Genomic DNA, 24,651 nt, shown 5'->3' on the forward strand with positions numbered 1-24,651 from the left:
TTCAAATGTGTAAACGATGTCCCCGGTTTCAGATGTAAACGATGTCTACGGTTCTACACCCGCGCTGGGTGGCGCAGCCGCCCCAAATCCAGGCACCTCGGTCTTTCTGAGGCACCGTGGCGTTCTTGTTGGGGCGGCTGCGCCACCCAGCGCGGGGCAAGCCCGCTCACTACAAGTCGGTCAAGGCGCGACGTTGTCACAGGGGACCCTAACGGGTATCCGCTTAGTTCAGCTGCAACTTCTGCTTCAGGCTCTGCATGACTTCAGCCTTGTTCTGCAGGTAGTCATTCAAGCCCCGTGCACGCAGGTTGCACGCGTCGCAGTTACCGCACCCCGTACCGATGATGCCGTTGTAGCAGGTCAGGGTCTGGTGGCGCACCAGCTCCAACTGGTTGTGATAGTCGGCCAGTGCCCAGGTCTCGGCCTTGTTCAGCCACATCAACGGGGTGTCCAGGTGCAGCTTGTATTCCATGCCCAGTTCCAGCGCCTTGTTCAGCGCCTTGACGAACTCATCGCGGCAATCGGGGTAACCCGAGAAGTCGGTTTCGCAGACGCCGGTAATCACGGTTTCAGCCTTCACCTGGTAGGCGTAGATCGACGCCAGGGTCAGGAACAGAATATTGCGCCCCGGCACAAACGTGCTTGGCAGGCTTTCGCCCGAGCTGTTCACGGTCGGCACTGGGATGTTGTCGCGGGTCAGGCTGCTGATGGCCAGTTCGCCGAGCAAAGACACATCCATCACTTTGTGAACGGTGGCGCCCAACTGCTTCGCAAGCTGCTGGGCGACTTCAATTTCCGCCACATGGCGCTGGCCATAATCGAAGGTAATGCAGTGCACTTCGTCATACCGCGTCAAGGCCTGGATCAGACAGGTCGTCGAATCCTGCCCGCCACTGAAGACCACAACGGCTTTTTTACTCATCTCTGCGCTTCCTGCATTTGTAGAATGTGGGTGTAGGAGCGAGCTTGCTCGCGAAAAACGATAACGATAACGCAGCGAGTCCGGTTTGGCACGACGCCCTCAGGTTTTTCGCAGGCAAGCCAAAATATAAAAAACCCCGCGCTTCTTTCGAAGGCGGGGTTTTTCATTGCTCCAAGACTCAGTGTGCGTAGGTCAGCAACAGCTCTTTCGGTACTTGGAAATCCAGGGACATCATCACGCTCAGCGCGGTGATGGTGAAGATCGAGAACACGAACAGCTTGCGCGCCCAGACGGTGTCATCCACCGCCTTGTAACCGGTCCAGGCCATGTACAACCAGTACATGCCCATCGCGGCCGCAACGGCGAGGTAGCTCATGCCGGCGTAGCCACTGAAGGTCAACATCAAGGTCGCCAGGAGGAAGGCCAGGATGTAGAGCAGGATGTGTTTCTTGGCCACCTGGATGCCACGCTTGACCGGCAGAACCGGAATCGAGGCAGCCAGGTAGTCATTGAAGCGGAAAATCGCGATGGCGTAGGAATGCGGCATCTGCCACAGGCTGAACATCACCAGTAGCGTCAGCGCGGCCATGTCGAAGCTATTGGTCACAGCCACATAACCAATCACCGGCGGCATCGCCCCCGACAGACTGCCCACCAGCGTGCCGTGAACCGACTTGCGCTTGAGGTACAGGCTGTAGAGGCCGACGTAGATGACAAAGCCGATCACGGCAAACAGCGCCGCCAACGGGTTGGCCACCTTGTACAACAGGGCCACACCGGCAACACCCAGGACGGTCGCGTAGACCAGTGCCAGTTTCAGGGAAATAAGCCCCTGCACCAGCACGCGGTTCTTGGTGCGTTCCATCTTGATATCGATGTCACGGTCGATGCAGTTGTTGAAGACACAACCGGAAGCTACCACCAGGGACGTGCCGATCATTGCAGCCAGGAAGATGGCCAGATCGACATGTCCCTTGGAGGCCAGGAAGAAACCGCCCGCCACAGAAAGCACGTTACCGAAAATGATCCCCGGTTTGGTGATTTGGATAAAGTGCTTAAGCGACATCGGGTCTTACCTCACTTCGCCATCATGTAGGTGTGGATGCTGAACATGATCCACAGCGACAGACCAACCAACAGAACGATCACCAGGCCTGCGAACACGAATGCAATCACGTTCTCACGCTGGGCCGCAGAGCGGTCCAGGTGCAGGAAGTACACCAGGTGAACCAGAACCTGAATCACCGCGAACGCCAGGACGATCATCAAGGTGATCGACTTCGGCAAGGTTGGGTACATCACCAGGCCGAACGGGATCAGGGTCAGGATGACCGACAGGATGAAGCCGATAGCGTAAGACTTGACGCTGCCGTGGCTTGCATCGTGGCTGTCATGGGAGTGTGCATTAGCCATTACAGAGTCCCCATCAGGTAGACAACGGTGAATACGCAGATCCAGACCACGTCCAGGAAGTGCCAGAACAGGCTCAGGCAGCTCAGGCGAGTCTTGTTGGTGTTGGTCAGGCCGTGCTTATTGACCTGATACATCATCACCGCCATCCACAGCAGACCTGCCGACACGTGCAGACCGTGGGTACCTACCAGCGTAAAGAACGCGGACAGGAAGCCGGAACGGTGCGGGCCGTAGCCTTCGGAGATCAGCAGATGGAACTCGTTGATCTCCATGCCGATGAAGCCCAGGCCGAACAGGAAGGTCAGTGCCAACCAGCTCAGTACGCCTTTCTTGTTGCCCTTGTAGAAGGCCAACATGGCGAAGCCGTAGGTGATCGAACTGAACAACAGCAAGGCGGTTTCGCCGAGCACGTAAGGCAGTTCGAAGATGTCGTGGCCCGACGGGCCACCGGCAGTGTTGTTTACCAGTACCGCGTACACCGCGAAGATCGACGCAAACAAGATGCAGTCGGTCATCAGGTAGAGCCAGAAACCGAAAACGGTCATCGGCCCCGAGTCGTGGTGATGGTCATCGTGCCCATGGTCATCGACATGGGCGTGTCCAGCATTGGTCACTAAGTTCGACATGGTTTAAGCCTGTTCCAACGAGGTTTCTACACGGTTGGCCGGAATCTTCTTCTCGGCTACCAGGCGAGCGTGCTGCTCGGCTTCGATGCGCTCGATCGTCTCGACCGGCACCATGTAGCCTTGATCATCACGGGCAGCGTGAATGATGAAGTAACCGATAGTGCCGACCAGGCTCACGATTGCCAGCCACCAGATGTGCCAGATCATCGCGAAACCGAATACGGTCAACAGGCCGCCCATCACCACGCCAGTGGCGGTGTTGCTTGGCATGTGGATCGGTTCGTAGTGCTTAGGCTTCTGGTACGCAGTACCGTTTTCCTTGGCTTCGGTGAACGCATCAATGGTGTTCGCAGTAGGGATCACGGCGAAGTTGTAGAACGGAGGTGGCGACGAGGTCGACCATTCCAGGGTGTGGCCGTTCCATGGGTCACCGGATTCGCACATGTTCTGCTTGCGATCACGCACGCTGACGTACAGCTGGATCAGCTGGCAGGCGATACCCACTGCGATCATCAACGCACCGAACATGGCGACGTACAGGTACGGCACCCACTCAGGGTTGGTAGTGGCGTTCAGACGACGGGTCATGCCCATGAAGCCCAGAGCATAGAGCGGCATGAATGCAACGAAGAAGCCCGAGATCCAGAACCAGAACGCAGCCTTGCCCCAGCCTTCGTGCAGCTTGAAGCCGAACGCTTTCGGGAAGTAGAAGGCGAAACCAGCGATGTAGCCGAATACCGCACCACCGATGATCACGTTGTGGAAGTGAGCGATCACGAACAGGCTGTTGTGCAGTACGAAGTCAGCACCCGGAATGGCCAGCAGTACGCCGGTCATGCCGCCGATGGCGAAGGTCACCATGAAGCCCAGGGTCCACAGAACCTGGCTGGTCATGCGCAGACGACCGTGATAGATGGTGAACAGCCAGTTGAACAGCTTCACCCCCGTCGGGATGGAAATCAGCATCGTTGCCAGGCCGAAGAAGGCGTTGACGCTGGCACCCGAACCCATGGTGAAGAAGTGGTGCAGCCAAACCATGAAGCCCAGGATCGAGATCGCGCCGGAAGCGTAGACCATCGAGTGGTGACCGAACAGGCGCTTGCCGGTAAAGGTCGAGATCACTTCGGAGAAGATACCGAACGCCGGCAGGATCAGGATGTACACCTCAGGGTGACCCCATGCCCAGAACAGGTTCACGTACATCATTGGATTGCCACCAAGTTCGTTGGTGAAAATGTGGAAATCCAGGTAACGGTCAAGCGACAGCAGCGCCATGGTAGCGGCCAGGATCGGGAACGAAGCCACGATCAGGACGTTTGCCCAGGTGCAGGTCCAGGTGAAGATCGGCATGTCCATCAGTTTCATGCCAGGGGCGCGCATTTTCAGGACGGTGGCCAGGAAGTTGACCCCCGTCAGCGTCGTCCCGAGCCCTGATAGCTGTAGCGCCCAGATGTAGTAGTCCACACCCACGCCCGGACTGTACTGAATGCCCGACAGTGGCGGATACGCAACCCAACCGGTCTTGGCGAATTCGCCGACGCCCAGGGAAACGTTGATCAGCACCACGCCGGAAACCAGCAGCCAGAAGCTCAGGGAGTTCAGGAACGGGTAGGCAACGTCACGCGCACCGATCTGCAGCGGCAAGGCAAGGTTCATCAAGCCGGTGAAGAATGGCATCGCCATGAAGATGATCATGATCACACCGTGAGCGGTGAAGATCTGGTCATAGTGTTCAGGTGGCAGGTAGCCAGGCGAACCCTCGGTGGCCATGGCCAACTGGGTACGCATCATGATGGCGTCGGCAAAACCACGCAGCAGCATGACCATGGCAACGATGACGTACATGACGCCGATTTTCTTGTGGTCGACCGAAGTCAGCCATTCGGTCCACAGGTAGGACCACTTCTTGAAGTACGTGATACCTGCAACCAGTGCCAGACCACCCAGCGCGATCATGGCGATGGTCACCATCACGATCGGCTCGTGGAACGGGACCGCATCCCAACTTAATTTACCAAACATCGTTTACTCCTCTGCCCCAGCAGTTGAATGCGAGCCCGTGTCAGCACCTTCAACCACGGCCACTTCTTTCTTCTCGTGCTTGACCGGCTTGCCTGGCTTCATACCTTCGTACTTGTCGACGATTTTCTGAAACAGGTTCGGCTCATACGCGGAGTACAGAGCGACTGGGTTGTTCTGGCTTGGTTTGGCCAGGGCGTCGTATTCAGCTTGATCAAGCTGTTTAGGTGCGGCCTTGACTTCGGCTACCCAGGCGTTGAAATCTTCCTGGCTCGTCGAGATCGCTTTGAATTTCATGCCGGTGAAGCCAGCACCGCTGTAGTTGGCGGAGATGCCTTCCATTTCAGCTTTCTGGTTGGCGATCAGGTGCAGCTTGGTCTGCATGCCTGCCATCGCGTAGATCTGACCGCCCAGGGCTGGGATGAAGAATGAGTTCATCACGGCGTCGGAGGTGATCTTGAAGTTAACCGGGGTGTGCTCCGGGAATACGATCTTGTTGACGGTGGCGATACCCAGGTCCGGGTAGATGAACAGCCACTTCCAGTCCAGCGCGACCACTTCGATGTTGATCGGCTTGGCGTCGGATTCCAGCGGACGGTATGGGTCCAGTGCGTGGGTGGACTTGTAGGTCACATAACCCAGGGCAATGATGATGAGGATCGGGACCAGCCACACCGCGATTTCGATCTTGGTGGAGTGCGACCACTTCGGCGCGTAGGTGGCGCTGGTGTTCGACGCGCGGTATTTCCAGGCGAAGGCGAAGGTCATGATGATCACAGGAACCACGACCAGCAGCATCAGCAGGGTGGCGGTGATGATCAGGTTTCGTTCATCCAGACCGACCTGTCCTTTTGGGTCGAGCAAGGTCCACTTGCAGCCTCCCAGCATTAACAACATGCCAAGCAGCGGCAAAAAGCCTAGTAATCGGGGGTACCTGTTTTTACTCATCTCACGACCTCTAAAGCAGCTTGCGCAATGCAGTTGGGTTTTGATCGCCAACACTTCACCCTGCCAAGGGTTGGCATTTCTCTTCGATTGAATAAGAGCCTGCCCATCACGTCATATATGTACGTTTCACGGACCTGCAGTGAGTTCTTATTCGATTTCGTGGTTAAAGGCCTTGTTACAGACCAATTCCATTTGGTGCGGATAGTTGAAAGGCTGCCGGAACCTGGGGTCGCACAGAGCCTTCCATCTGCTCCTCGACCGCTCCAATGCTCAAATATTGAACAGCACCGGACATTCAGTGCGGGCGATTGTAGTTAGCTAGCGATGTATAAACCATGTCTTATAAAGAAATAATTTTTATCGATTACAGCAATAATCCTTCACCATTCTTGCAACGGTTCGCGATCTTATCGCGTTCGATTCTCAACAAAAACCACAAAAATTGCCGTGTTATTGGGCAAAGGGCCACATCCCTTACAGCCTGTAAGGGCATGCTAAACGCGAGCAAGTGCCCATAAAACAAGGCATTCGCAGACTGCTCCGGCACTGGAACACTGCACGCTTTGCGCGGTCTTACACGCCACGAATTGACAGCACAATTTGCGTGTTTGGCGCAAATTTAATGGCCTGTGGCACGGCTCGGAAACGTCCTGCGACAGCCTCCGTGTGACAACATGTCGCACACTGCGCGCACCTGAAATTGCTCCTTGTCACGGCAGTTTCACAAAATCCCTACAAAGCAAAACGCCCCGGCCTTCCTTCAAGAAGGACCGGGGCGTTTTCGTCAGCGACTCAGTGGTTGCGTTGACGGTTACGGTAAATGCCCAGAGGTACCAGGATCACCGTCAGCACGAACGCCACCAGTGCCCATTGCGCCAGGGACAGGCCGAGTATCGGCGGGTACGGCGTGCTGCAAAAGCCATCGACCTGGAAACCCAGCGGGAACACCTTGGCCAGCGGCAGTTCATCGACAATCGGCTGCAATACATCCACACCGCAGCTGACCTCGGGGAACAACTGGGTGTACACATGATGCCCCGCGGCGGCGACGCCACCCAGCGCACTGAGTACGACCAACCCTTCGAAGAACGTGAGCGCGCCCTTGGTACGCATGGCTGCACCGATGAACGCGAACACCGCGATCAACAGCAAGGCATAGCGTTGCAGGATGCACAGCGGGCACGGCGCCTCGCCCAGCACCACTTGCATGTACAGCGCCCCGCCGATCAGCGCCAGGCAGATGATGCCCAGCAACACCAGAAAGCGTCGCTCCCTGCCTAAACGCAATTCGTCACTCATCCCCGTTTCCCTTTGTCGTTGTGCCAATGGCCGCAAGTTTACACACAGGGAGTGGTTTAAACAGACAAGGGTTAACAGCAGATTAATCTGGGCAAATAGAGATCCAAATGTGGGAGGAGCTTGCCCCCTCCCACACATTGAACAGCGTTGTTCCCGCGAAATTATTCCAGCGCCGCCGCCGGGCCGAAGAATTCATAGCGGCTTTGCTTCTCCGGCACACCCAATGCCTTGAGGTGGCGCTTGATCGCCGCCATGAAACCTTTAGGCCCCAGGAAGTAGGCATCCACATCACGCTGCTCAGGCAACCACGCCGCCAGTTGCTCGCGGGTCAGCATGCCGACTTTGTCCGCCGCCGCGCTCACGCCGTCATCCTCGGCATAGCAGTAAAAGCGCTTGAGCTGGGGATGTTGGGCAGCCAGGCCATCCACCCAGTCGCGAAACGCATGCACCCCGCCGTTACGCGCACAGTGAATGAAATGCACCGGCCGCGCTGTCGCCAGGGCCGCTTCGAGCATCGGCAAGGTCGGTGTGATACCCACCCCGCCGCTGATCAGCACCAGCGGCTTGTCGCTGGCCGCCAGGGTGAACTCACCCGCCGGCGGGAACAGCTCGATAGTCGCGCCGACGTGCATCTGGTCATGCAGGTAATTGGAGACCCGCCCATTGGCTTCACGCTTGACGCTGATGCGGTACAGGCCCTTATCGGTCAGGGCCGAAAGGGAGTAGTTGCGGCGCACTTCCTCGCCGTCGAGCAACAGCTTCATGCCGATGTATTGCCCAGGTGCGGCCGCCAGGATCGGGCCGTTATCCGCCGGGGCGAAATAGAAGGAGCTGATCTCATCGCTCTCCTCCACCCGTTTGACCAGGATAAACGGCCGCGCACCGCGCCAGCCGCCCGGGGCCTGGGCTTTCTCGTCGTAGATGGCGGCTTCGGCGCCGATCAGGATGTCCGCCAACTGGCCATAAGCCGCACCCCAGGCACTGAGCACTTCAGGGGTGGCGATCTCGCTGCCCAGCACCTCGGCGATGGCGCGCAGCAAGCAGCCACCGACGATCGGGTAGTGTTCCGGCAGAATCTGCAAGGCCACATGCTTGTTGATGATCTTCGCCACCAGGTCGCCCAGTTGGTCCAACTGGTCGATATGCCGCGCGTACATCAACACGCCATTGGCCAGGGCCCGAGGCTGGTCGCCGCTGGCTTGGTGGGCTTGGTTGAACAATGGGCGAACCTGCGGGTATTCGCTGAGCATCATGCGATAGAAATGCGTGATCAGGGCTTCGCCGCCGCTTTCCAGCAGGGGCACAGTGGATTTGACGATGGCACGGTCTTGGACACTAAGCATGGCTGACTCCTGGGTCTTCTTACTGATTGCCCTTACCTACTCAGCATTCGTGCCAACTTTTTATTGGTTATTTTTCAATTATTTAAATATTTTGTAGTCAGTATGACCTACCACAACTTATAGTCATAAGGACTACAAGGAGTCATTATGACTGCGCAATCGTTGCTCACGACCCTGCTGCCTCTGGTCGCCGACTTGTCCCGCGAGCTGCCTGAGGGCGAGCGCTACCGCCGCTTGCTACAAGCCATGCGCGCCCTGCTGCCGTGCGATGCCGCCGCGTTGCTGCGCCTGGACGGCGAATGGCTGGTGCCCTTGGCGGTCGACGGCTTGAGCCCCGATACCCTCGGGCGGCGTTTCAAGGTCAGCGAACACCCGCGCTTTGCCGTGCTGTTGAGCAGCCCCGGCCCGACCCGCTTCGACAGCGACAGCGAACTGCCCGACCCTTACGACGGCCTGGTCGATGGCGTGCATGGGCATCTGCAAGTGCACGACTGCATGGGATGCCCGCTGTTTGTCGACGATCACCCCTGGGGCCTGCTGACCCTCGACGCCCTGGATACCGAGCGCTTCGAGCGCGTCGAACTGGATGCCCTGCAAGCCTTCGCCAGCCTCGCGGCCGCCACCGTCAACGTCGCCGCACGTATCGAACACCTGGCCCTGCGTGCCGAAGATGAGCACCAGCGCGCCGAGATTTATCGTCAGGCCAGCGGCCAGCAGCACAAGGAAATGATCGGCCAGAGCAAGGCCCACAAGCGCCTGGAGGAGGAAATCAAGCTGGTGGGCAGCAGCGACCTGACCGTGCTGATCACCGGCGAAACCGGGGTGGGCAAGGAATTGGTCGCGCAAGCCCTCCACGCCGCTTCGCACCGCGCCGAAAAACCACTGATAAGCCTCAACTGCGCGGCGCTGCCGGAGACGCTGGTGGAGAGCGAACTGTTCGGCCATGTGCGCGGTGCCTTCACCGGCGCGTTGAACGAGCGCCGGGGCAAGTTCGAGCTGGCCAATGGCGGCACCTTGTTTCTGGACGAAGTGGGCGAATTGTCGCTGAGCGTACAAGCCAAACTGCTGCGCGTACTGCAAAGCGGCCAGTTGCAGCGCCTGGGCTCGGACAAAGAGCACCAGGTGGATGTGCGCCTCATCGCCGCCACCAACCGCGACCTGGCCGAAGAAGTCCGCAATGGCCGTTACCGCGCCGACTTTTACCACCGCCTGAGCGTGTACCCGCTACAAGTGCCGGCGTTGCGCGAGCGTGGCCGCGATGTGCTGCTGTTGGCGGGGTTCTTCCTGGAGCAGAACCGCTCGCGCATGGGCTTGGGCAGCCTGCGCCTGAGCAGCGACGCGCAGGCAGCGCTATTGGCCTACAACTGGCCGGGCAATGTACGCGAGCTGGAGCATTTGATCGGACGCAGCGCCCTGAAGGCCCTGGGCAACTGCCGCGAACGCCCGAAGATCCTGAGCCTGAGTGCCCAGGACCTGGACTTGCCCGACATCAGCACGTCGCCTGAGGTCGAAACGCCACCCGCACCGGCCCCCACGGTGACTGGCGACCTGCGCCAGGCCACCGAGCATTATCAGCGCCAGCTGATCAGCGCCTGCCTGGAGCGCCACCAGCACAACTGGGCCGGCGCCGCCCGCGAACTGGGCCTGGACCGCGCCAACCTGGGCCGCCTGGCCAAACGCCTGGGCCTCAAACCGTAGTGAGCGGGCTCGCCCCGCGCTGGGGGGCGAAGCCGCCCCAACAAAGACGCCGCGGTATTTCAGGAGACCGAGGTGCCTGGGTTTGGGGCGGCTGCGCCCCCCAGCGCGGGGCAAGCCCGCTCACTACTTCAAGCAGTGGCGCGCGCTGGAGTCAATGTCGGCTTGGGCTTTCTGAATACCAGCACATTGCCCAACATCACCAGCACCAACCCCATCAGCGCCGGCGCGGTCCATTGATAGCCCTCGGCAAACGCCGACACGTTCAGCGCCACCACCGGGAACAGCACCGTGCAATAAGCTGCGCGCTCCGGCCCCATGCGGCCGACCAGCGTGAGGTAGGCGGTAAAGCCGATCACCGAACCTGGGATCACCAGGTACCCCAGCGCGCCGATGTAACGTGCACTCCAATCCATATCGAACGGGATACCGCGCACGGCACAGTAGGTCGCCAGCATCGCCGAGCCATACGCCATGCCCCAGGCATTGGTGGTCAACGGCTTGAGCCCGGCCTTTTGCTGCAGGCTCGACAACATATTGCCCGCCGAAAAGCACATCGTGCCGAGCAACGCCAGGCCCAGGCCGAGCAAGGTCTGCGGGCTGGCGGTATGCCCGACCAGCTCCGGCCAGAACAGCAGGCCCAGGCCCAGTAACCCCAGCGCGCCGCCCATCAATACGTTACGCGCGACCCGTTGGCCGAAGAACACCCGGGCATTCAAGGCGTTCCACAGCGTGGCCGTGGAAAACACCACCGCCACCAACCCGCTGGGAATCCACTGGCTGGCGGTGAGAAAACACATGAAGTTGACGCAGAACAGGCACACCCCCTGGGCCAGGCAAATCAGGTGCCCGCGCCGGTTCATCACCTGCAGCTTGCGGCTGAGCAGCAACAACGCGAACAACACCAACGCCGCCAGGCCGAAGCGATAGACGATCGACACCGGAATCGCCACTACGCCCAACTGCCATTTGAGGGCAATCCAGGTAGTGCCCCAGATCAGCACCGTGAGTAAATACAGGAAAAGGTTCATAGCGGGCTCCGTCGATTGAGCCACAGTGTCGCCGCCGCCCTGGCAACTGCGCTTGCACATTCTTGCGCTTTTGTCGGGCGGTGGGATCACAGCGCCGACCGCCCGGAGTAGGATGCAAGGCGCCGGAGAATACGCCATGCCAACCCTGGAATCGCTGCAGGTCTTTCAGTCCCTTAACCGCTCGCCCAACGCACGCCTGGAAGCCTGCGCCGAGCTCGGTGACGGTTTGTCCGCGGCCTTGTGGAGCAACCACCACGATGCCCAGGATTACCAGGCGCCCGACCATCACACCCTGTCTTGCTACATCGGCGGCGGCACCGGCACGTTCCGGCGTGACCAGCCGGGCACCAAGGGCGGGCCGGACAAGCTGTGCATCCTGCCCGCCGAGCATCAGTCGGCCTGGGTGATCAACGGCGAAATTCGCCTGGCCCATGTGTATTTCAGCGCGGAGCAATTTGCCCTGGGCTGCGTCACACTGCTTGACCGTGAGCCACGCGCGCTGCAACTGCGCGAAAGCACCTTCCTGGAAGATGCCGCCCAGGCCCGCCGCTTTCACCGCTTGATCGCCCTGAACTGGCATGAGCCCGGCGAACGCCTGCTGACCAGCAGCCTGGCCCATGAAATGCTCAGCCACACCCTGCTCAGCCAGGTTGGCGCACGCGACGGGCTGCGGTTGAAAGGCGGGCTGGCGGCCCATCAGCGCCGGCTGTTGATCGAGTACATCGACCAGCATCTGCAAGACCCGATCAGCCTGGGCCAGCTGGCCGGGCTGTGTGCGCTGTCGGAATACCATTTTGCGCGGATGTTCCGCCAGAGTTTCGGCCTGCCGCCCCATCAGTATCTCTTGGCGCGACGCCTGGCGCGTGCGCAAGCCCTTCTGCGCGGCGGCGGATTGCCCTTGGGTGAGATCGCCTGGATGTGCGGCTTCTCCAGCGCCAGCCACTTCACCCATCGTTTTCGCCAGGCCCTGGGCGCCACGCCCGGTGAATACCGCCAGGCCTTGCGCAGCTAGGCCATCAAGCCCAAGGTCTTGGCCTTGGCCACCGCCTGGGTTCGTCGCTCCACGCCCAGTTTGCTATGGATACGCCGGGCATGGGTTTTGACGGTGTGCAGGGAAATAAACAGTCGGTCGGCGATTTCCAGGTTGGAGTTGCCCAGGGCGATCAACTGCAACACTTCCAGCTCACGCTGACTCAGGGGATTGTCCGCCGCGCCCGCTGGTGACACTGGCGTCTCCAGGCCCAATTCGCTCAACAGCCCAGGCGAGCGCAAACGCAGCTCGCGCAGCGCCTGCTGCACCTGGCAACGTTGCGCCAGCGCCTGCCCGGTTTGCAGCGCATGGCGGGCCAGCGCCGGGTCGCCCAACTGCCAGGCCACTTCACCCAGCACCAGGTGCAATTCGGTTTCCAGGCACAGCATGCCGCGCTGGCGAGTGGTCTCGAGCAGGGCATTGAGGCGTGCGATAGGTTGATCGGCGCAACCCAGCTTGACCTCGGCCAGCACCAGCAGGTACTCCAGGCGCGGCACCAGTTCCAGGGTGGCCGGCGGCGCCTGGCGAGCCTGGGGGCCACGAAAGTGACGCAATACCCGACGCACCGCCTCTACCGTCAGTTCGGCACGCCCCTGCTGCAACCAGAAATGCCCGCTGACCAACAACAGCACGGCGCGGTAGACCGTGTCCGGCACATGGCGTTGCTGCATCAGCCGTTCGGCGTCACGCAACTGGATAAAGGCCTGGGCGTAATCGCCATGGTTGGCCGCCAGCAACGCCAAACCGAGAAATCCATACAGCACGCGCTTGTCGTGGCTGTGCAGGCACAGGTTCAACCCTTCGGTGAAACACTCGGTCGCCAGCGCGTCTTGCCCTTGGCGCAACGCCAGGTGCCCACGTCGCAGGGCGATACGCCCGGCCAGTGGCCCGGCCTTGAGCCGCTGGCGAACCAGCATGGCCTGTACCGTCTCCAGCAAGCTCTGGGCCCGATAGGGTGCACCGCGCTGCTCCAGCAATTGAGCATGATCCAGCTCAAGCAGGGCCTCCAGGATCAGCGAGCCATGGGCACGGGCCAGGCACAGAGCTTCACGATTCAAGGCTTGAGCCACGTCCAGTTCACCGCGCAGCAAGGCTTGCTGGGTCAGGCCCGACAGGCACATCAAACGTGAGGTCCAAGCGCTGTCGGGCAAGGCTTGCAGCGCTTCCAGAAAATGCTCGCGGGAGTGCTCGGCATCGCCGCCCAGATGCAACAGCCAGCCCCATTGGGCCTGCCAACGGGCCAGCAAATGGCACTGCTGCGCCGCCGTCGGCTGCGGCGTAAACCGTGCGAGCTGGTCGATACACAGGCCTGCTTGTTCAAAGCGCCCTGCAAACAGCAAGGCAGCCGTCATCAGCCCGACCCGTTGCGCCGAGCCCAACATCAATTCATCCCCGTGCTGCTCATGCAGGCGCAACAACAGCACGGCGTTTTCCCCGCGGAACAAATCCTCGAAACTGAAATGCTGCAACAGGCTGACCGCCACTTCGTACTCTTCGGCCAGCAGCGCCTGTTCAAAGGCGGCTTGCCAGTCGCTTTCTGCGCTGAACCACTGGCAGGCGCGTCGATGCCAGGAGCGCTTGGCCGGCCAGGGCGTCTCACGCAGCAGTCGCGCCAGAGGCGGGAATACCTGCAGCCAGTCCGGGGTGTCTTCCCAGGGCTGGATGAACGCACCGAGGGCCTGCAACTCGCGCAGGTAGTGGTCACCGTCACCGAAGCCGAACAGGTGCTCACATAACCCCGGATTAAAGCGTGGCATGTGGGCCAGCACGCGCCAGGCTTCGGCCAATTCAGCAGGCAGGGTGCTGAATAGCTCATGTTGCAGGTAGTCGAGCAAGGTCTTGTCGGGATGACCGTCGCCAAGCAAGGCAATGCGCACCCCGGCGCACCAGCCGCCACTGAACTGCATCACACGCTCGAGGGTCGACCCGTCGCCGAGCAATCGCTGGATTTCCGCTGGGCTGAACAGCAGCTCGTGGCACTCCCACAGCTCATCGTCGAGCAGCAGGCGTGGCCAGTTGCACGCTGGGCGCCGCCGTACGCCCAGCCACCAGGTGAGTGCCGGGCTGGCGGCGCTGAGCAGGCGGTCAAGCAAGGCGTCCAGTTCGGGCGCGGGCACACGGCAAAAATCATCGAGGAACACCCAACCCGGCGGCTGCCAGCGGCCAAGGTCGAGCAACAAGGTAGCTTCGTCGATAAAAGACAGACCCAGGTTCTGCGCCAACCGCCGGCAGAACTCCAAGGGTGTGAGCGCGGCGCCATTGAGGGGCAGCCAATAGACCTGGCAGCCTGCCGGCGCCTGCAAGGCACACTCGGCCAGCAGCGCACTTTTGCCGCTGCCACCGGGCGCGCACAGCAGCTTCACCCGGGCCGACGCGGCCAGCAACGGCTCGGCCAGGCGTGGTCGCAACAGATGATGGGCGGACAGCCGGGGCATGAATCCAGGACGGTCCAGGCAGCGTGTCATGGCAGTCATTGCTGCATCCTGCTTTTTTATTGTTATGCGATCTGGGGCCTACCCTAGTCCTGTGGTGAGGGGTTATTGAAGAAGTATTCAGCACACTGATTGTCAGCCATGCACAAAACCAAATGTGGGACGGGGCTTGCCCTAATGCTAGTCAATTAAGAGAACCTGCCGCGGCCAAACTCTGTAGTGAGCGGGCTTGTCCCGCGCTGGGTGGCAAAGCCGCCCCAACAAAGACGCCGCGGTATTTCAGAAGAACCGAGGTGCCTGGGTTTGGGGCGGCTGCGCCACCCAGCGCGGGGCAAGCCCGCTCACTACGGATGACGTGTTCTACATCCCACCCTTTAACTGACTGGCATTAGGGTTTGCCCCCCTCCCACATTTTTATTGCGTTTCAAACAGGCATTATCGAACGCCCTCGGACCTCAACGCCGCCGGGGTGTAATCCGCAGCCTTGGCCGCAAAACCGAACACGAAGCTGCTCTTCTCCTCGTTCTTCATGCCCAAGGCGATGTAGCGCCCGGCGATGATGTCGTACAGGGTTTCCACGGTGTAGGCCGGCACCTGGTGGTCATAGTAGAACTGTGCATGGCCTTCGGCCACACGCCACAGCTGGCCACGGCCGTCGTAGTGGTCCACCAGCGCGACTTGCCAGCTGTCTTCGTCGATGTACATGTGGCGCTTGGCGTAGATGTGCCGCTCACTCGGCTTGACGGTGCCGACCACTTCCCACACGCGGTGCAGTTCGTAGCGGGTGAGGTCCTGGTTGATGTGCCCGGCCTTGATGATGTCGTCGTACTTGAGGGTCGGCGAATCAAGCTTGTAGCTGTTGTAGGGGATGTACATCTCTTTTTTGCCAATCAGCTTCCAGTCATAACGATCCGGAGCGCCGGAGAACATGTCGAAGTTGTCGGTGGTACGCAGGCCGTCGGAGGCCGTGCCCGGGCCGTCATAGGACACCTGCGGTGCACGCCGCACGCGGCGCTGGCCGGCGTTGTAGATCCAGGCCAGGCGCGGTTCCTTCACCTGGTCGAGGGTTTCGTGCACCAGCAGCACGTTGCCCGCCAGGCGCGCCGGCGCGGTCACCGACTGCTTGAAGAAGCTCAGCACGTTGGCCGCTTTGGCCTGATCGATATCCGGAATCGCTTGGGGCACCGCCACCTCTTCCTCGAAACGGATCGGCGTGTAGCTGCCGTTGGTCTGCGGGGTGGCCTGGGTGATGATGCGCTTGAGGTTACCGCCGTGGTAACGGGTGATGTGGTTCCACAGCACTTCCACGCCGTTCTTGGGGATCGGGAACGCGTAGTAACGGTTGCCGGTGAAGTTCTCCAGGCCGTTGCCGTCGTTGATGGCGTGCACGTTCAGCGCGCTGCGCTTGATCGACTCGTAGATGTCCGGTGGCAGGTTGACCGTACGGTGGCTGGGGTACACCGGGATCTTGTAGGTTTCGGGGTAGCGCTTGAACATCGCCACCTGGCCATCGGAGAGTTTGTCCTTGTACTTGTCCACCGTCGCTGCGGTGATCACGAACAGCGGTTTTTCACTGGCGAACGGGTCGGCCAGGAAGCCCTTGCTGTCCACCGCTCCGGCATTTTTCGGAATGCCGCCGGTCCAGGCCGGGATCGAGCCATCGGCGTTGCCGGCTTTCTCGGCGCCGACCGGGGTCAGGGTCGTGCCCAGCTTGGCGGCTTCTTCAGGCGACACCGCCGCCATCACGTTGGCGGCCAATACACTCAGCGCCATCACTGCAAATAGCTTACGCATAGGTTCTTGTCCTTCCTTAAAACCAGATCAGAAGTTCACGCCGAAGCTGAGGGCGATAAAGTCGCGGTCGGTCAGGGTGTTGTAGTCGCCACCAAAGAAGTCGGTGTAGCTGAGGCTGGCGGTATAGGTGTTGCGGTAGTCCGCATCCACGCCGACGCTGATCGCCTTGGCGCCTTCGTTGAAAATGCCGTTGGGGCCGTAGCCACTGACGTCATGGGACCACGACAGGTTGGGCTTGAGGTTCACCCCGGCGAACACGTTGTTGTAGTCCAGGATCGCCCGGGCGCGGTAACCCCAGGAGTTGGCGGTGACGAAACCGTCGGTATCGCCCTGGAACCCGTAGGCACCGAACACCGAGTCGCGGCCATAGCGCAGCTTGGTTTTGGCTTCCAGGCCGCCGACGTGCACGAACGCCGCCTCACCCACCAGGGTCAGGCGTTCGGCGCCCAGCACCTGGTCGAAGAACTGGGTCATGGTGCTTTGGATCTGGGTGATTTCCTTGCGGCGATAGCCTGAGTTGTCAGAGCCGAACGAGCTGCGGATCGGCGAAGCGGTATTACCGGCAATCGGGTTGACCAGCGCCAGGGTCAAATCGGTGGTGTTGAGTTGCACCGGTGCGTTGGGGCGGTAGCTGATCTCTCCGGTCCAGGCCGTGCCGGTCGGCAAGGTGGTGGAGAAGCTGGCGCCGTACAGGCGGATGTCTTCCGGGTAGTCGAGGTAATACTGGCCGCGACCGAGCATAGTGCTTTGGGCCAGCCCCGCGCCGGAGCCGGGGGCAATGGCGTTGGCAGCGTTGGCGATACGCCCGATGGTCGCCAGGTTGGTGTTGGCGGTAATCGTTCCCACGGTGGGCGTACGGCTGTGGTAGTTCATGAAGTACAGGCCGTATTCGGTGTCATTCCCCAGCCAGCGCAACGCCGCGCCGAACTGGCCGCCATCGCGGGCTTCGCGGTCTTTGGCACGCTGCACCACCACGCCTTCGCGGGTGACCTGGAAGCCCTGGCCGAACGCCGCCGCCACTGGCTGCAACGGCGCGATCGCCGGGCTGCCGACGGTGTAGTTGTTGTTGCAGCCATGGGCAACCACGTCGTTGCCGAAGAAGGTGCCGCAGTTATCCACCACGGTGTTTTCCCAGTTCAACTGGTAGAAGCCTTCCACCGAGAGCTGATTGGTCAGGCTCTGGGAAGCGAACAGCATGTTGACCGGGATCAGCCCCTCCTTGATTTCAGCGCCCGGACGGCGAAAGGCCGAGACGTCGATGGGGTTGATGCTGTTGATCGAGTTACCGATAAACGTACTCTCGCCCCAGCTCACCACCTGTTTACCGACGCGCACAGCGCCCGGCAGGTCGCCGATGGAGTAGTTGTGATACACGAAGGCATCGAGCAACTCATAGCCGGAAGAGCGCGCGCCCTCGTCACGGTGGTTATTGCTGATCGGCTTGAATTCGCGGTCTTCGTCTTGCAGTTCGAAGTCGTACCAGTACTTGCCGCGCACGAACACGCCGCTGTCGCCGTACTTGAGCTCCAGGTCGTGAATGCCCTTGAAAATCTTGGAGAAGGTTTCACCCTTTTTGAAGTTCAGCCGCCCGTCATCCCCGGTGGACGCCTGCCCCGTCCCACCGTTGGAAACGCCGACCAGCTTCTTGTCGGCATCGCGCATGCCCCAGCTGGCGCCGACCGACAGCGAAGAATCGAATTGCCCTTCGACCTCGCCAATATTGAACGAAACCGCCTGGGCCTGGGCACAGCAGCCCAGTGCAACCGCTGCGGCGAGCGCCTGTGGCGTGAAGATGGCGCGCATTGTTGTTTTTGTCATGCGTCTTCCCCGGTGAGTGACAGAAGGCTCCACCCTACTGCCGCTCGCCAGGAGGGATAAGCGCACCAAGGAGGTATTCGCGTTGTCGCTCGAAAGGATGAACAGCCGCTCTGGCCGGGCTGCGGGCGGGGCCATGGATCGGGTAGATGACCCGTTATCAGAGGGATGGATGGCACACCGGCAACTGTTGCCAATCCGGTAACAGTCCTTGTCCCGATCCGCTATTACTCATTTCGTTACAACGGATTATTCTAAGCGGGCTTTCAGGGCAAACCGCCCGCTCCCACCTTCGGGAGAAAAGTCTGATTTCAACGGATTGGCTAATATATTCAATCTGTTACAGGTGTTCACCGACGTTGATTTATCGCTCCTTGATCCAACGTCTTACTTCGGCCGCTGCTTTTGCAGCGGCCTTTTTTATGCCCCCAATAAAACGGGGCGCCCTCAGCGCCCCGTTGGATTGTATATTTTTCGAACAATGATCAGAGGCTGAACTTCTGCAAGTTGGCCATCATCTCTTTCAAGGCTTCGATATTGTCCTTGGGGTGCGCGGCGCCTTCAAAGTCGCAGATCTGCGCCCAGTGCGCCGCGACATCCTCGGGTGAGAAGCCGGCGTCGGGGTCAAAGCCCACCCCGAGGCTGCGCTCCCAGCGGGTTTTGCCGATCCAACCGCCCCCCACTTCGAACAACCCGGCCGTTTCCTGGCAGGCCTCGCTGCCCAAGTAGACCACCAGCGGGCTGACCAGCTCCGGCTTGAGGCGCTCGAACACCTGCGGCGGGATCAGCCCTTCGGTCATGCGCGTGCCGCCGGTGGGGGCAATGGCATTGACCAGGATATTGTTCTTGCGCCCTTCCAGCGCCAGGGTGCGGGTCAAGCCGTACAAGCCCAACTTGGCCATGCCGTAGTTGGACTGGCCGAAGTTGCCGTAGATACCTGAAGTGGAGGCGGTGAAAATCACCCGCCCGTAACCTTGTTCACGCAGATGCGGCCAGGCGGCGCGGGTGACTTTATAGGCACCTTCGACATGCACCCGATACACCAGGTCCCAATCGCTGTCGTCCATTTTATGGAAGGTCTTGTCGCGCAGGATGCCGGCGTTGTTCACCACCACGTCGATGCGGCCGAAAACGTCGAGGGCGTTCTGTACGATCTTGTCACCGTCGGTGACGGAGTCATGGTTGGCTTCGGCAATACCCCCTGCCGCACGGATTTCAGCCACCACCCGATCGGCCGCCGAGGCATTGGCGCCTTCGCCCTGGGCCGAGCCGCCCAGGTCGTTGACCAATACTCTGGCCCCATGTGCGGCGAACAGCAGCGCATGGGCCCGGCCCAACCCACCGCCGGCACCGGTGACGATCACGACCTTATCCTGGAACTGCACTGATTCACTCATACCGAACTCCGCTGGCGACAATGGGCAATGGACTGAGTGTCAGGCACCCAGCCTCTGGTCACAATAAAGTCGGCCGGGGCTGAATGGTGCGCGATAAGGCAGCGGGATGATTGCGCCGCTCAGGAATAGGCCGCACGCGACTCAGACGGGCCAATACGCTCGCGAAACGCCAAATAGTGTTTGAGCACCTGTACGGGGGCTTCGATCTGCGGATAGTGGCCGATGTTGGCCAGCAACACCGTATCGGCGTGGGGCACCAACTGCTCATAACGCGCCACCATGTGGGCGCCGGAGATGGGATCGACCTCACCATCGATCACGCGCAGGGGCACCTCGCCACATTGCATCGCGCCCACCCAGCGCTCACGCAGGCGGCGGCGCTGCGGGATGTAGGCGATCAGCTTGTGCAGGATACGTGGGCCGTCGTTGCAGTTGAGCAGGCTCCAGAAATCATCCAGCACGCTTTCACTGGGCCGTGTGTGTGGGCCGAAAATCTGGTTGAAGCTGTTGGCCATCGCATTGCGTCCAAAGGCACGGCCGATCATCCAGCCAAGGGGGCTGAGCAACAATTTCTGCACCAGGGCCGGGCGGTGGGTTTCCGGGAACAGCCCGCCATTGAGGAACACGCAACTGGCCATCTGAAACCGACCTTCGTAGTGGCGGGCGAGCAATTCCTGGGCGACGCTGTCGCCATAGTCATGCGCCAACACATGCACGGGCTGCTCTATTCCCAAGTGTTCGAGCAATGCCTGTTGCAGATCCGCCTGCTCCAACAGGCAATAGTCGTGGTCCAGGGGTTTGGCCGAATCGCCAAAGCCCAGCATGTCGCAGGCGATCACCAGGTTGCGCTGCGCCAGGGGCTGCCACAGGTAATGCCAGTCCCAGCTACCGGTGGGGAAGCCATGGATCATCAAGAGCGGTTCGCCCTGCCCGGCCACCCAATAACGAATCGAGTAGCCACGAAAGACGAACTCCTGGCTACGTTTGCGCCAGGCTCTGAGGGGGATTTCGGCAAGAGGCATCAGCTTTTATACCCAGGGTCCTGCAGGTCCAATTTACGCAACAAGGCCGGCCAGGCCAGTGCACCGCCCATACCTTGTGCGCTCTTTGTGACAGCTGCCACCATCGCCTTGGCCCCGGCAAGGATCTGCGGCTCGATGGCAATCAATTCGGCGCCGCCGTTTTGCGCCAGGACCTGGATATCGCAGGCGCGCTGGAAGGTGAACATCATCAGGAAGGTGTCGGCAATGCTGCTGCCGCAGGTGAGCAGACCGTGGTTGTGCAGCATCAGGAAATTGTTCTCGCCCAGGTCGGCCTGCAGGCAGGCCTTTTCCTCGTGGTTCAGCGCCACACCTTCATAGGCGTGATACGCCAGGCTCGACAGCACGAACAACGATTGCTGGCTGATGGGCAACACGCCCTGCTTCTGCGCAGCGACGGCAACACCGGCCGCAGTGTGGGTGTGCAATACGCACACCACGTCGTGGCGCACCTCATGAATGGCACTGTGGATGGTGTAGCCCGCGGGGTTGATCTCGTAGGGGCTGTCCATCCGCTTGTTGCCGGCCTGGTCGACTTTGACCAGGCTCGACGCCGTGATTTCGTGGAACATCAGCCCGTAGGGGTTGATCAGGAAATCATCGGTGCCCGGCACCTTGGCCGAAATATGCGTGAAGATCAGATCATCCCAGCCATGCAACGCCACCAGGCGATAGCAAGCCGCAAGGTCGACACGGGTCTGCCATTCGGCAGCGCTGACCTGATCTTTGACATTCTGTGGCGCTTGAACAGGGGCTAGGCTCACGGCAACGACCTCCTTGGTGCATTTCTTATTATTTTTTGAGTGAGGGGCCAGTCTAGTCAGGCGTCGTGGCGTGCGGAGTCGCCTTGCCAGCCAGCTTGATGACTGAACGAGTCAGCCATGAGAATAGTACAAGTCGTGTCAGAGAACCGCCGCCAATAAAGGCGCGGCGGACGCTGGTATTGTTGCGCGCTTGCGATCAGCCGCGCAGTGCGATGATCAACTCGGCCAACCACGGTTCGGCGTCGGCTTCCGGGGTCACGCTTTCGCTGGCGTCCAGACGCAGCATCGGCAGTACCTCACGTACGCCCAGTTCGCCGAACAGCTCGCGCATTTGCTCGCCACCGCCGCAGAAGGTGTCGCCATAACTGGCGTCGCCCAGGCCGATCACGGCACCGGGCAGGCCACGCCAGGCCGCCGGCAGTTGGTCACGGATGCTCGAATACAGGGGTTGCAGGTTGTCGGGCAATTCCCCCATGCCGGTGGTAGAGGTCACCGCCAGAAACGCCTGGGGGGCAAACGCCTGCACATCGGCCAGGGTGGCGCGAGGGTTGTGCCAGGCTTCAAAACCGGCCGCGTTGAGGATGCCGACGGCGTGGCGGGCGACTTCTTCAGCCGTGCCGTACACCGAGCCGGAAAGGATGGCGACTTTCATCAATCTGATCCTGTCATTGAGCGAAAGCGTGGGATATTAGCAGTAGGCGCAAATTTTTCAGCGCGCCACGTGCAACATTCAAGACTTGCCATAAACTCCAAACTCCAGAACACGCCACGGACCGCTCGATGATTAACGCCAAGCTGATGCAAATGGTGGTCAACGCTTCCAACGACGGTATCGTCGTCGCCGAACGCGAAGGCAAGGACAAGCCGCTGATCTACGTCAACCCGGCGTTCGAACGCCTGACCGGCTACGCGCTGGACGACATCCTGTATCAGGACTGCCGTTTCCTGCAGTCGGGTGACCGCGACCAACCCGCCCTGATGGCCATTCGCGAAGCCCTCGACAGCGGCGGTGCCTGCCGCGAAATCCTGCGCAACTACCGCAAGGACGGCACCCACTTCTGGAACGAGTTGTCGCTTTCCACGGTGTACAACGAAGCGGATAAGCAGACCTACTTCGTCGGTGTGCAAAAAGACGTCACCACCCAAGTCAAAGCCCAGCAGCGCGTGACACAGCTGGAGGCCGAAGTGGCCGAGCTTAAACGCGAGCTGGCGGCGCTCAAGGCGACGAGTGGATTTAACAAACTGTAAAAAATGCAGTCTTTAGAGCGATAATGGCTTTTTAATGCCTCACCCTTGAGCTACATCAATGCACCGCGACGCTCTCTTGACGCAGGACGAACTGGATTTCATCCAAGATATGCAACATAACCCGCAACTCAACTTGCGGGATGCCGGGTCGAGCCTGACCGTCAATGGCGGTGCACAGATCCGCGATTTGCTCACGCGGCTGGCCGCCCATGACCATGTCACCATCCAGGCGCAGTTCGACAACCAGCAGCTCACCTTTCCCCTGCAATTGGTTGAAGACGAGTTTCATGCGGTGCATCTGCGCCTGGGCGTGCCGAGCATTTTCGAAGATGGGCCGATGGTCCGCCCCTGGCGCCTGGCCCTTGAAGCACCGGTGCCGCTGGAAAACGTACGCGGCAACCCGGGAGCGCTCTGGGTGCATGAGGTGTCATTCAAGGGTGTGCTGGTGGAGTTTCGGGGCCGGGCCAAGCCGCCGAAAACCTTTTCCCTGTGGTTCAGCCCGTCAGGTTACGAACGCATTGCCTTGCGTGGCGCGCTGGAGCGGGAAACCGCCCGGGGCTTGTTCGCTTATCGCTTGAACCAGAGTAACGCGGATGAAATCGAGCGCTTGCGCCAGTTCATCCTGCATCAGCATCGCCTGGTCCACCCCCACGTGCATGCCTGACTTCAGGTATCCAACTGCCCGTTGAGAAACTGCTGCAAGCGGCGCTGCATCAAGCGCCCTTCGTTGCCCAGACAGCCGATGGAGGAGCCTGCGAGGTCGTCTTCGGCCAGTTCCGAAGCCGCCCCGGCCAGAAACAGCGGGCAATCGAGCGTCAACGCCAACCGGTTCAGACGCTTGTGCAGGTCATGTCGGTGTGAATGGTTGGAGAAGACAACGAGCGCGCGCGGATGGGTCTTCTCACAGATCAGTGTCAACTCATTAAAAGGCTGGCCCATCGCGAGCACCTTGATGGCCAGGTCATCACGACTGATCAGTAATGCCGCGACCAGCAACTCCAATTTACGACACTCGCCGGGAATCGCGGCCATCACCACCCGCGGCGCCGAAGAGGCGCAGGCCACCTGCAGGCGCTGCAGGGCCTGCACGCGCAGGAAGGCATCGTAGAACAGCCATTCGCTGGCCTGACCGAACTGGTTCTGATGATGCAGCAGCTCGCCCCAAAGCGGCATCAGGATGTTCTGGAACGCCACACTGAGGGGGTAGGTGCCCAGGATCTGGCCATACAACTGCTCCAGCACGCGATCGTCGAAAACACTGACGGCCTGCATCAGGCGTGCCTGCCATTGCGACCATTCTGCGTTTTCGACCGTGCCCTGCTCGGAACGTACGACTTTTGCCTGCTGCTCGTCACGCGCAAGGATCTTGCCCACCTTGCTCACTGCCACACCGCGTTCAACCCAATCGAGAATGCGATGAACGGTTTCAATATCGCTCTTGGAGTAGAGCCGATGCCCACTTTCGGTGCGCGTGGGCTGAATCAGGCCATAACGGCGCTCCCAGGCGCGCAGCGTGACTGGATTGATGCCTGTCAATCTCGAGACTTCACGAATCGGAAACAGCTGATCTGAATCGGTCGGATCTAGAAGCGAAGTGCTATCTATCGGAGCAGTATTCACGGGCATTTTGAACAAAAACCAACGGTAACTGGGCGTTCATTTAACGCCTTTAGAACTGTCTTTTTCAAGGTGTATGCCCTTCAGACCAATGTCACTGGCGCATTTTTGCAAAACAGGAATAATCCTTGCCTGTTTTTTCCACGTGGCTGCACTACCCCCGCAGCTTCGTTCGTGCGCGACCTACCCGGTGCTGCGCACCCGTTATCTGGAGATAC

The 24,651-nt window shown here is 60.3% G+C and carries 21 protein-coding genes; 4 read left to right on the forward strand and 17 right to left on the reverse strand.

Going from position 1 to position 24,651, the window contains the following annotated elements:
* Positions 1-223: 223 nt before the first annotated feature.
* From queC to hmpA, 8 genes are all read right to left on the reverse strand, one after another.
* Complete coding sequence (queC, locus tag C9383_RS26505) at positions 224-922, reverse strand: 7-cyano-7-deazaguanine synthase QueC (RefSeq protein ID WP_090368631.1); 699 nt, start codon at positions 920-922, stop codon at positions 224-226.
* Between the two features lie 178 nt (positions 923-1,100).
* A complete protein-coding gene (gene cyoE / locus C9383_RS26510) occupies positions 1,101-1,988 on the reverse strand; it encodes a heme o synthase (RefSeq protein ID WP_060754363.1) in 888 nt (295 codons plus the stop codon).
* 11 nt (positions 1,989-1,999) lie between these two features.
* Positions 2,000-2,335: a cytochrome o ubiquinol oxidase subunit IV gene (cyoD, locus tag C9383_RS26515; RefSeq protein ID WP_060754364.1), complete on the reverse strand. Its 336-nt coding sequence runs from the start codon at positions 2,333-2,335 to the stop codon at positions 2,000-2,002.
* Positions 2,335-2,961, reverse strand: a complete 627-nt coding sequence (locus C9383_RS26520) for a cytochrome o ubiquinol oxidase subunit III (RefSeq protein WP_060754365.1) — start codon at positions 2,959-2,961, stop codon at positions 2,335-2,337. Before C9383_RS26520 ends, cyoD begins: the two co-directional genes overlap by 1 nt.
* A 3-nt stretch (positions 2,962-2,964) precedes the next feature.
* Positions 2,965-4,983, reverse strand: coding sequence for a cytochrome o ubiquinol oxidase subunit I (cyoB, locus tag C9383_RS26525; RefSeq protein WP_090368629.1), 2,019 nt, complete (start codon positions 4,981-4,983; stop codon positions 2,965-2,967).
* Positions 4,984-4,986: 3 nt separating this feature from the next.
* Positions 4,987-5,928: a ubiquinol oxidase subunit II gene (gene cyoA, locus C9383_RS26530; protein WP_090368627.1), complete on the reverse strand. Its 942-nt coding sequence runs from the start codon at positions 5,926-5,928 to the stop codon at positions 4,987-4,989.
* Positions 5,929-6,720: 792 nt separating this feature from the next.
* On the reverse strand, positions 6,721-7,227 hold the full coding sequence (locus tag C9383_RS26540) for a disulfide bond formation protein B (RefSeq protein ID WP_060754368.1): 507 nt from the start codon (positions 7,225-7,227) through the stop codon (positions 6,721-6,723).
* A 161-nt stretch (positions 7,228-7,388) separates the two neighbouring features.
* Entirely contained in the window at positions 7,389-8,570 is a 1,182-nt protein-coding gene (hmpA, locus tag C9383_RS26545; protein WP_090368625.1) for an NO-inducible flavohemoprotein, read from the reverse strand.
* A 147-nt stretch (positions 8,571-8,717) separates the two neighbouring features.
* On the opposite strand from hmpA, the gene norR reads away from it, so the two are divergent.
* On the forward strand, positions 8,718-10,268 hold the full coding sequence (gene norR / locus C9383_RS26550; protein ID WP_090368623.1) for a nitric oxide reductase transcriptional regulator NorR: 1,551 nt from the start codon (positions 8,718-8,720) through the stop codon (positions 10,266-10,268).
* A 128-nt stretch (positions 10,269-10,396) separates the two neighbouring features.
* Here the strand turns inward: norR and C9383_RS26555 are convergent, their stop codons facing one another.
* Positions 10,397-11,296, reverse strand: coding sequence for a DMT family transporter (locus tag C9383_RS26555; RefSeq protein WP_090368620.1), 900 nt, complete (start codon positions 11,294-11,296; stop codon positions 10,397-10,399).
* A 136-nt stretch (positions 11,297-11,432) separates the two neighbouring features.
* On the opposite strand from C9383_RS26555, the gene C9383_RS26560 reads away from it, so the two are divergent.
* Complete coding sequence (locus C9383_RS26560; RefSeq protein WP_090372309.1) at positions 11,433-12,308, forward strand: helix-turn-helix domain-containing protein; 876 nt, start codon at positions 11,433-11,435, stop codon at positions 12,306-12,308.
* On the opposite strand, the gene C9383_RS26565 is transcribed toward C9383_RS26560, so the two are convergent.
* The 7 genes from C9383_RS26565 to C9383_RS26595 all read right to left on the reverse strand — a co-directional run bounded on the left by C9383_RS26565 (position 12,305) and on the right by C9383_RS26595 (position 22,220).
* Positions 12,305-14,800 (reverse strand): LuxR C-terminal-related transcriptional regulator, encoded by a 2,496-nt coding sequence (locus C9383_RS26565; protein WP_090368619.1) that lies wholly within the window; start codon positions 14,798-14,800, stop codon positions 12,305-12,307. The genes C9383_RS26560 and C9383_RS26565 overlap by 4 nt on opposite strands.
* Before the next feature lie 393 nt (positions 14,801-15,193).
* Entirely contained in the window at positions 15,194-16,552 is a 1,359-nt protein-coding gene (locus C9383_RS26570) for a DUF1329 domain-containing protein (RefSeq protein ID WP_090368617.1), read from the reverse strand.
* A gap of 27 nt (positions 16,553-16,579) precedes the next feature.
* A complete protein-coding gene (locus C9383_RS26575) occupies positions 16,580-18,370 on the reverse strand; it encodes a DUF1302 domain-containing protein (RefSeq protein ID WP_090368615.1) in 1,791 nt (596 codons plus the stop codon).
* Positions 18,371-18,852: 482 nt separating this feature from the next.
* Positions 18,853-19,764 (reverse strand): SDR family oxidoreductase, encoded by a 912-nt coding sequence (locus tag C9383_RS26580; RefSeq protein ID WP_090368613.1) that lies wholly within the window; start codon positions 19,762-19,764, stop codon positions 18,853-18,855.
* A gap of 119 nt (positions 19,765-19,883) precedes the next feature.
* On the reverse strand, positions 19,884-20,786 hold the full coding sequence (locus tag C9383_RS26585; RefSeq protein ID WP_090368612.1) for an alpha/beta fold hydrolase: 903 nt from the start codon (positions 20,784-20,786) through the stop codon (positions 19,884-19,886).
* Entirely contained in the window at positions 20,786-21,568 is a 783-nt protein-coding gene (locus tag C9383_RS26590) for a class II aldolase/adducin family protein (RefSeq protein ID WP_090368610.1), read from the reverse strand. Before C9383_RS26590 ends, C9383_RS26585 begins: the two co-directional genes overlap by 1 nt.
* A 196-nt stretch (positions 21,569-21,764) precedes the next feature.
* Positions 21,765-22,220 (reverse strand): flavodoxin, encoded by a 456-nt coding sequence (locus C9383_RS26595; protein ID WP_060754378.1) that lies wholly within the window; start codon positions 22,218-22,220, stop codon positions 21,765-21,767.
* Between the two features lie 128 nt (positions 22,221-22,348).
* Here C9383_RS26595 and C9383_RS26600 point away from each other — a divergent pair, with 128 nt between their 5' ends.
* Both C9383_RS26600 and C9383_RS26605 read left to right on the forward strand, forming a co-directional pair.
* The gene (locus C9383_RS26600; protein ID WP_060754379.1) at positions 22,349-22,816 is read left to right on the forward strand and encodes a PAS domain-containing protein; all 468 of its coding nucleotides are present in this window, start codon (positions 22,349-22,351) and stop codon (positions 22,814-22,816) included.
* Between the two features lie 58 nt (positions 22,817-22,874).
* Entirely contained in the window at positions 22,875-23,480 is a 606-nt protein-coding gene (locus tag C9383_RS26605; protein WP_060754380.1) for a hypothetical protein, read from the forward strand.
* Positions 23,481-23,482: 2 nt separating this feature from the next.
* On the opposite strand, the gene C9383_RS26610 is transcribed toward C9383_RS26605, so the two are convergent.
* Positions 23,483-24,442, reverse strand: a complete 960-nt coding sequence (locus C9383_RS26610) for a MerR family transcriptional regulator (RefSeq protein ID WP_090368608.1) — start codon at positions 24,440-24,442, stop codon at positions 23,483-23,485.
* Between the last annotated feature and the right edge of the window lie 209 nt (positions 24,443-24,651).

This window comes from Pseudomonas palleroniana, assembly GCF_003031675.1.
Taxonomy (GTDB): domain Bacteria; phylum Pseudomonadota; class Gammaproteobacteria; order Pseudomonadales; family Pseudomonadaceae; genus Aquipseudomonas; species Aquipseudomonas palleroniana.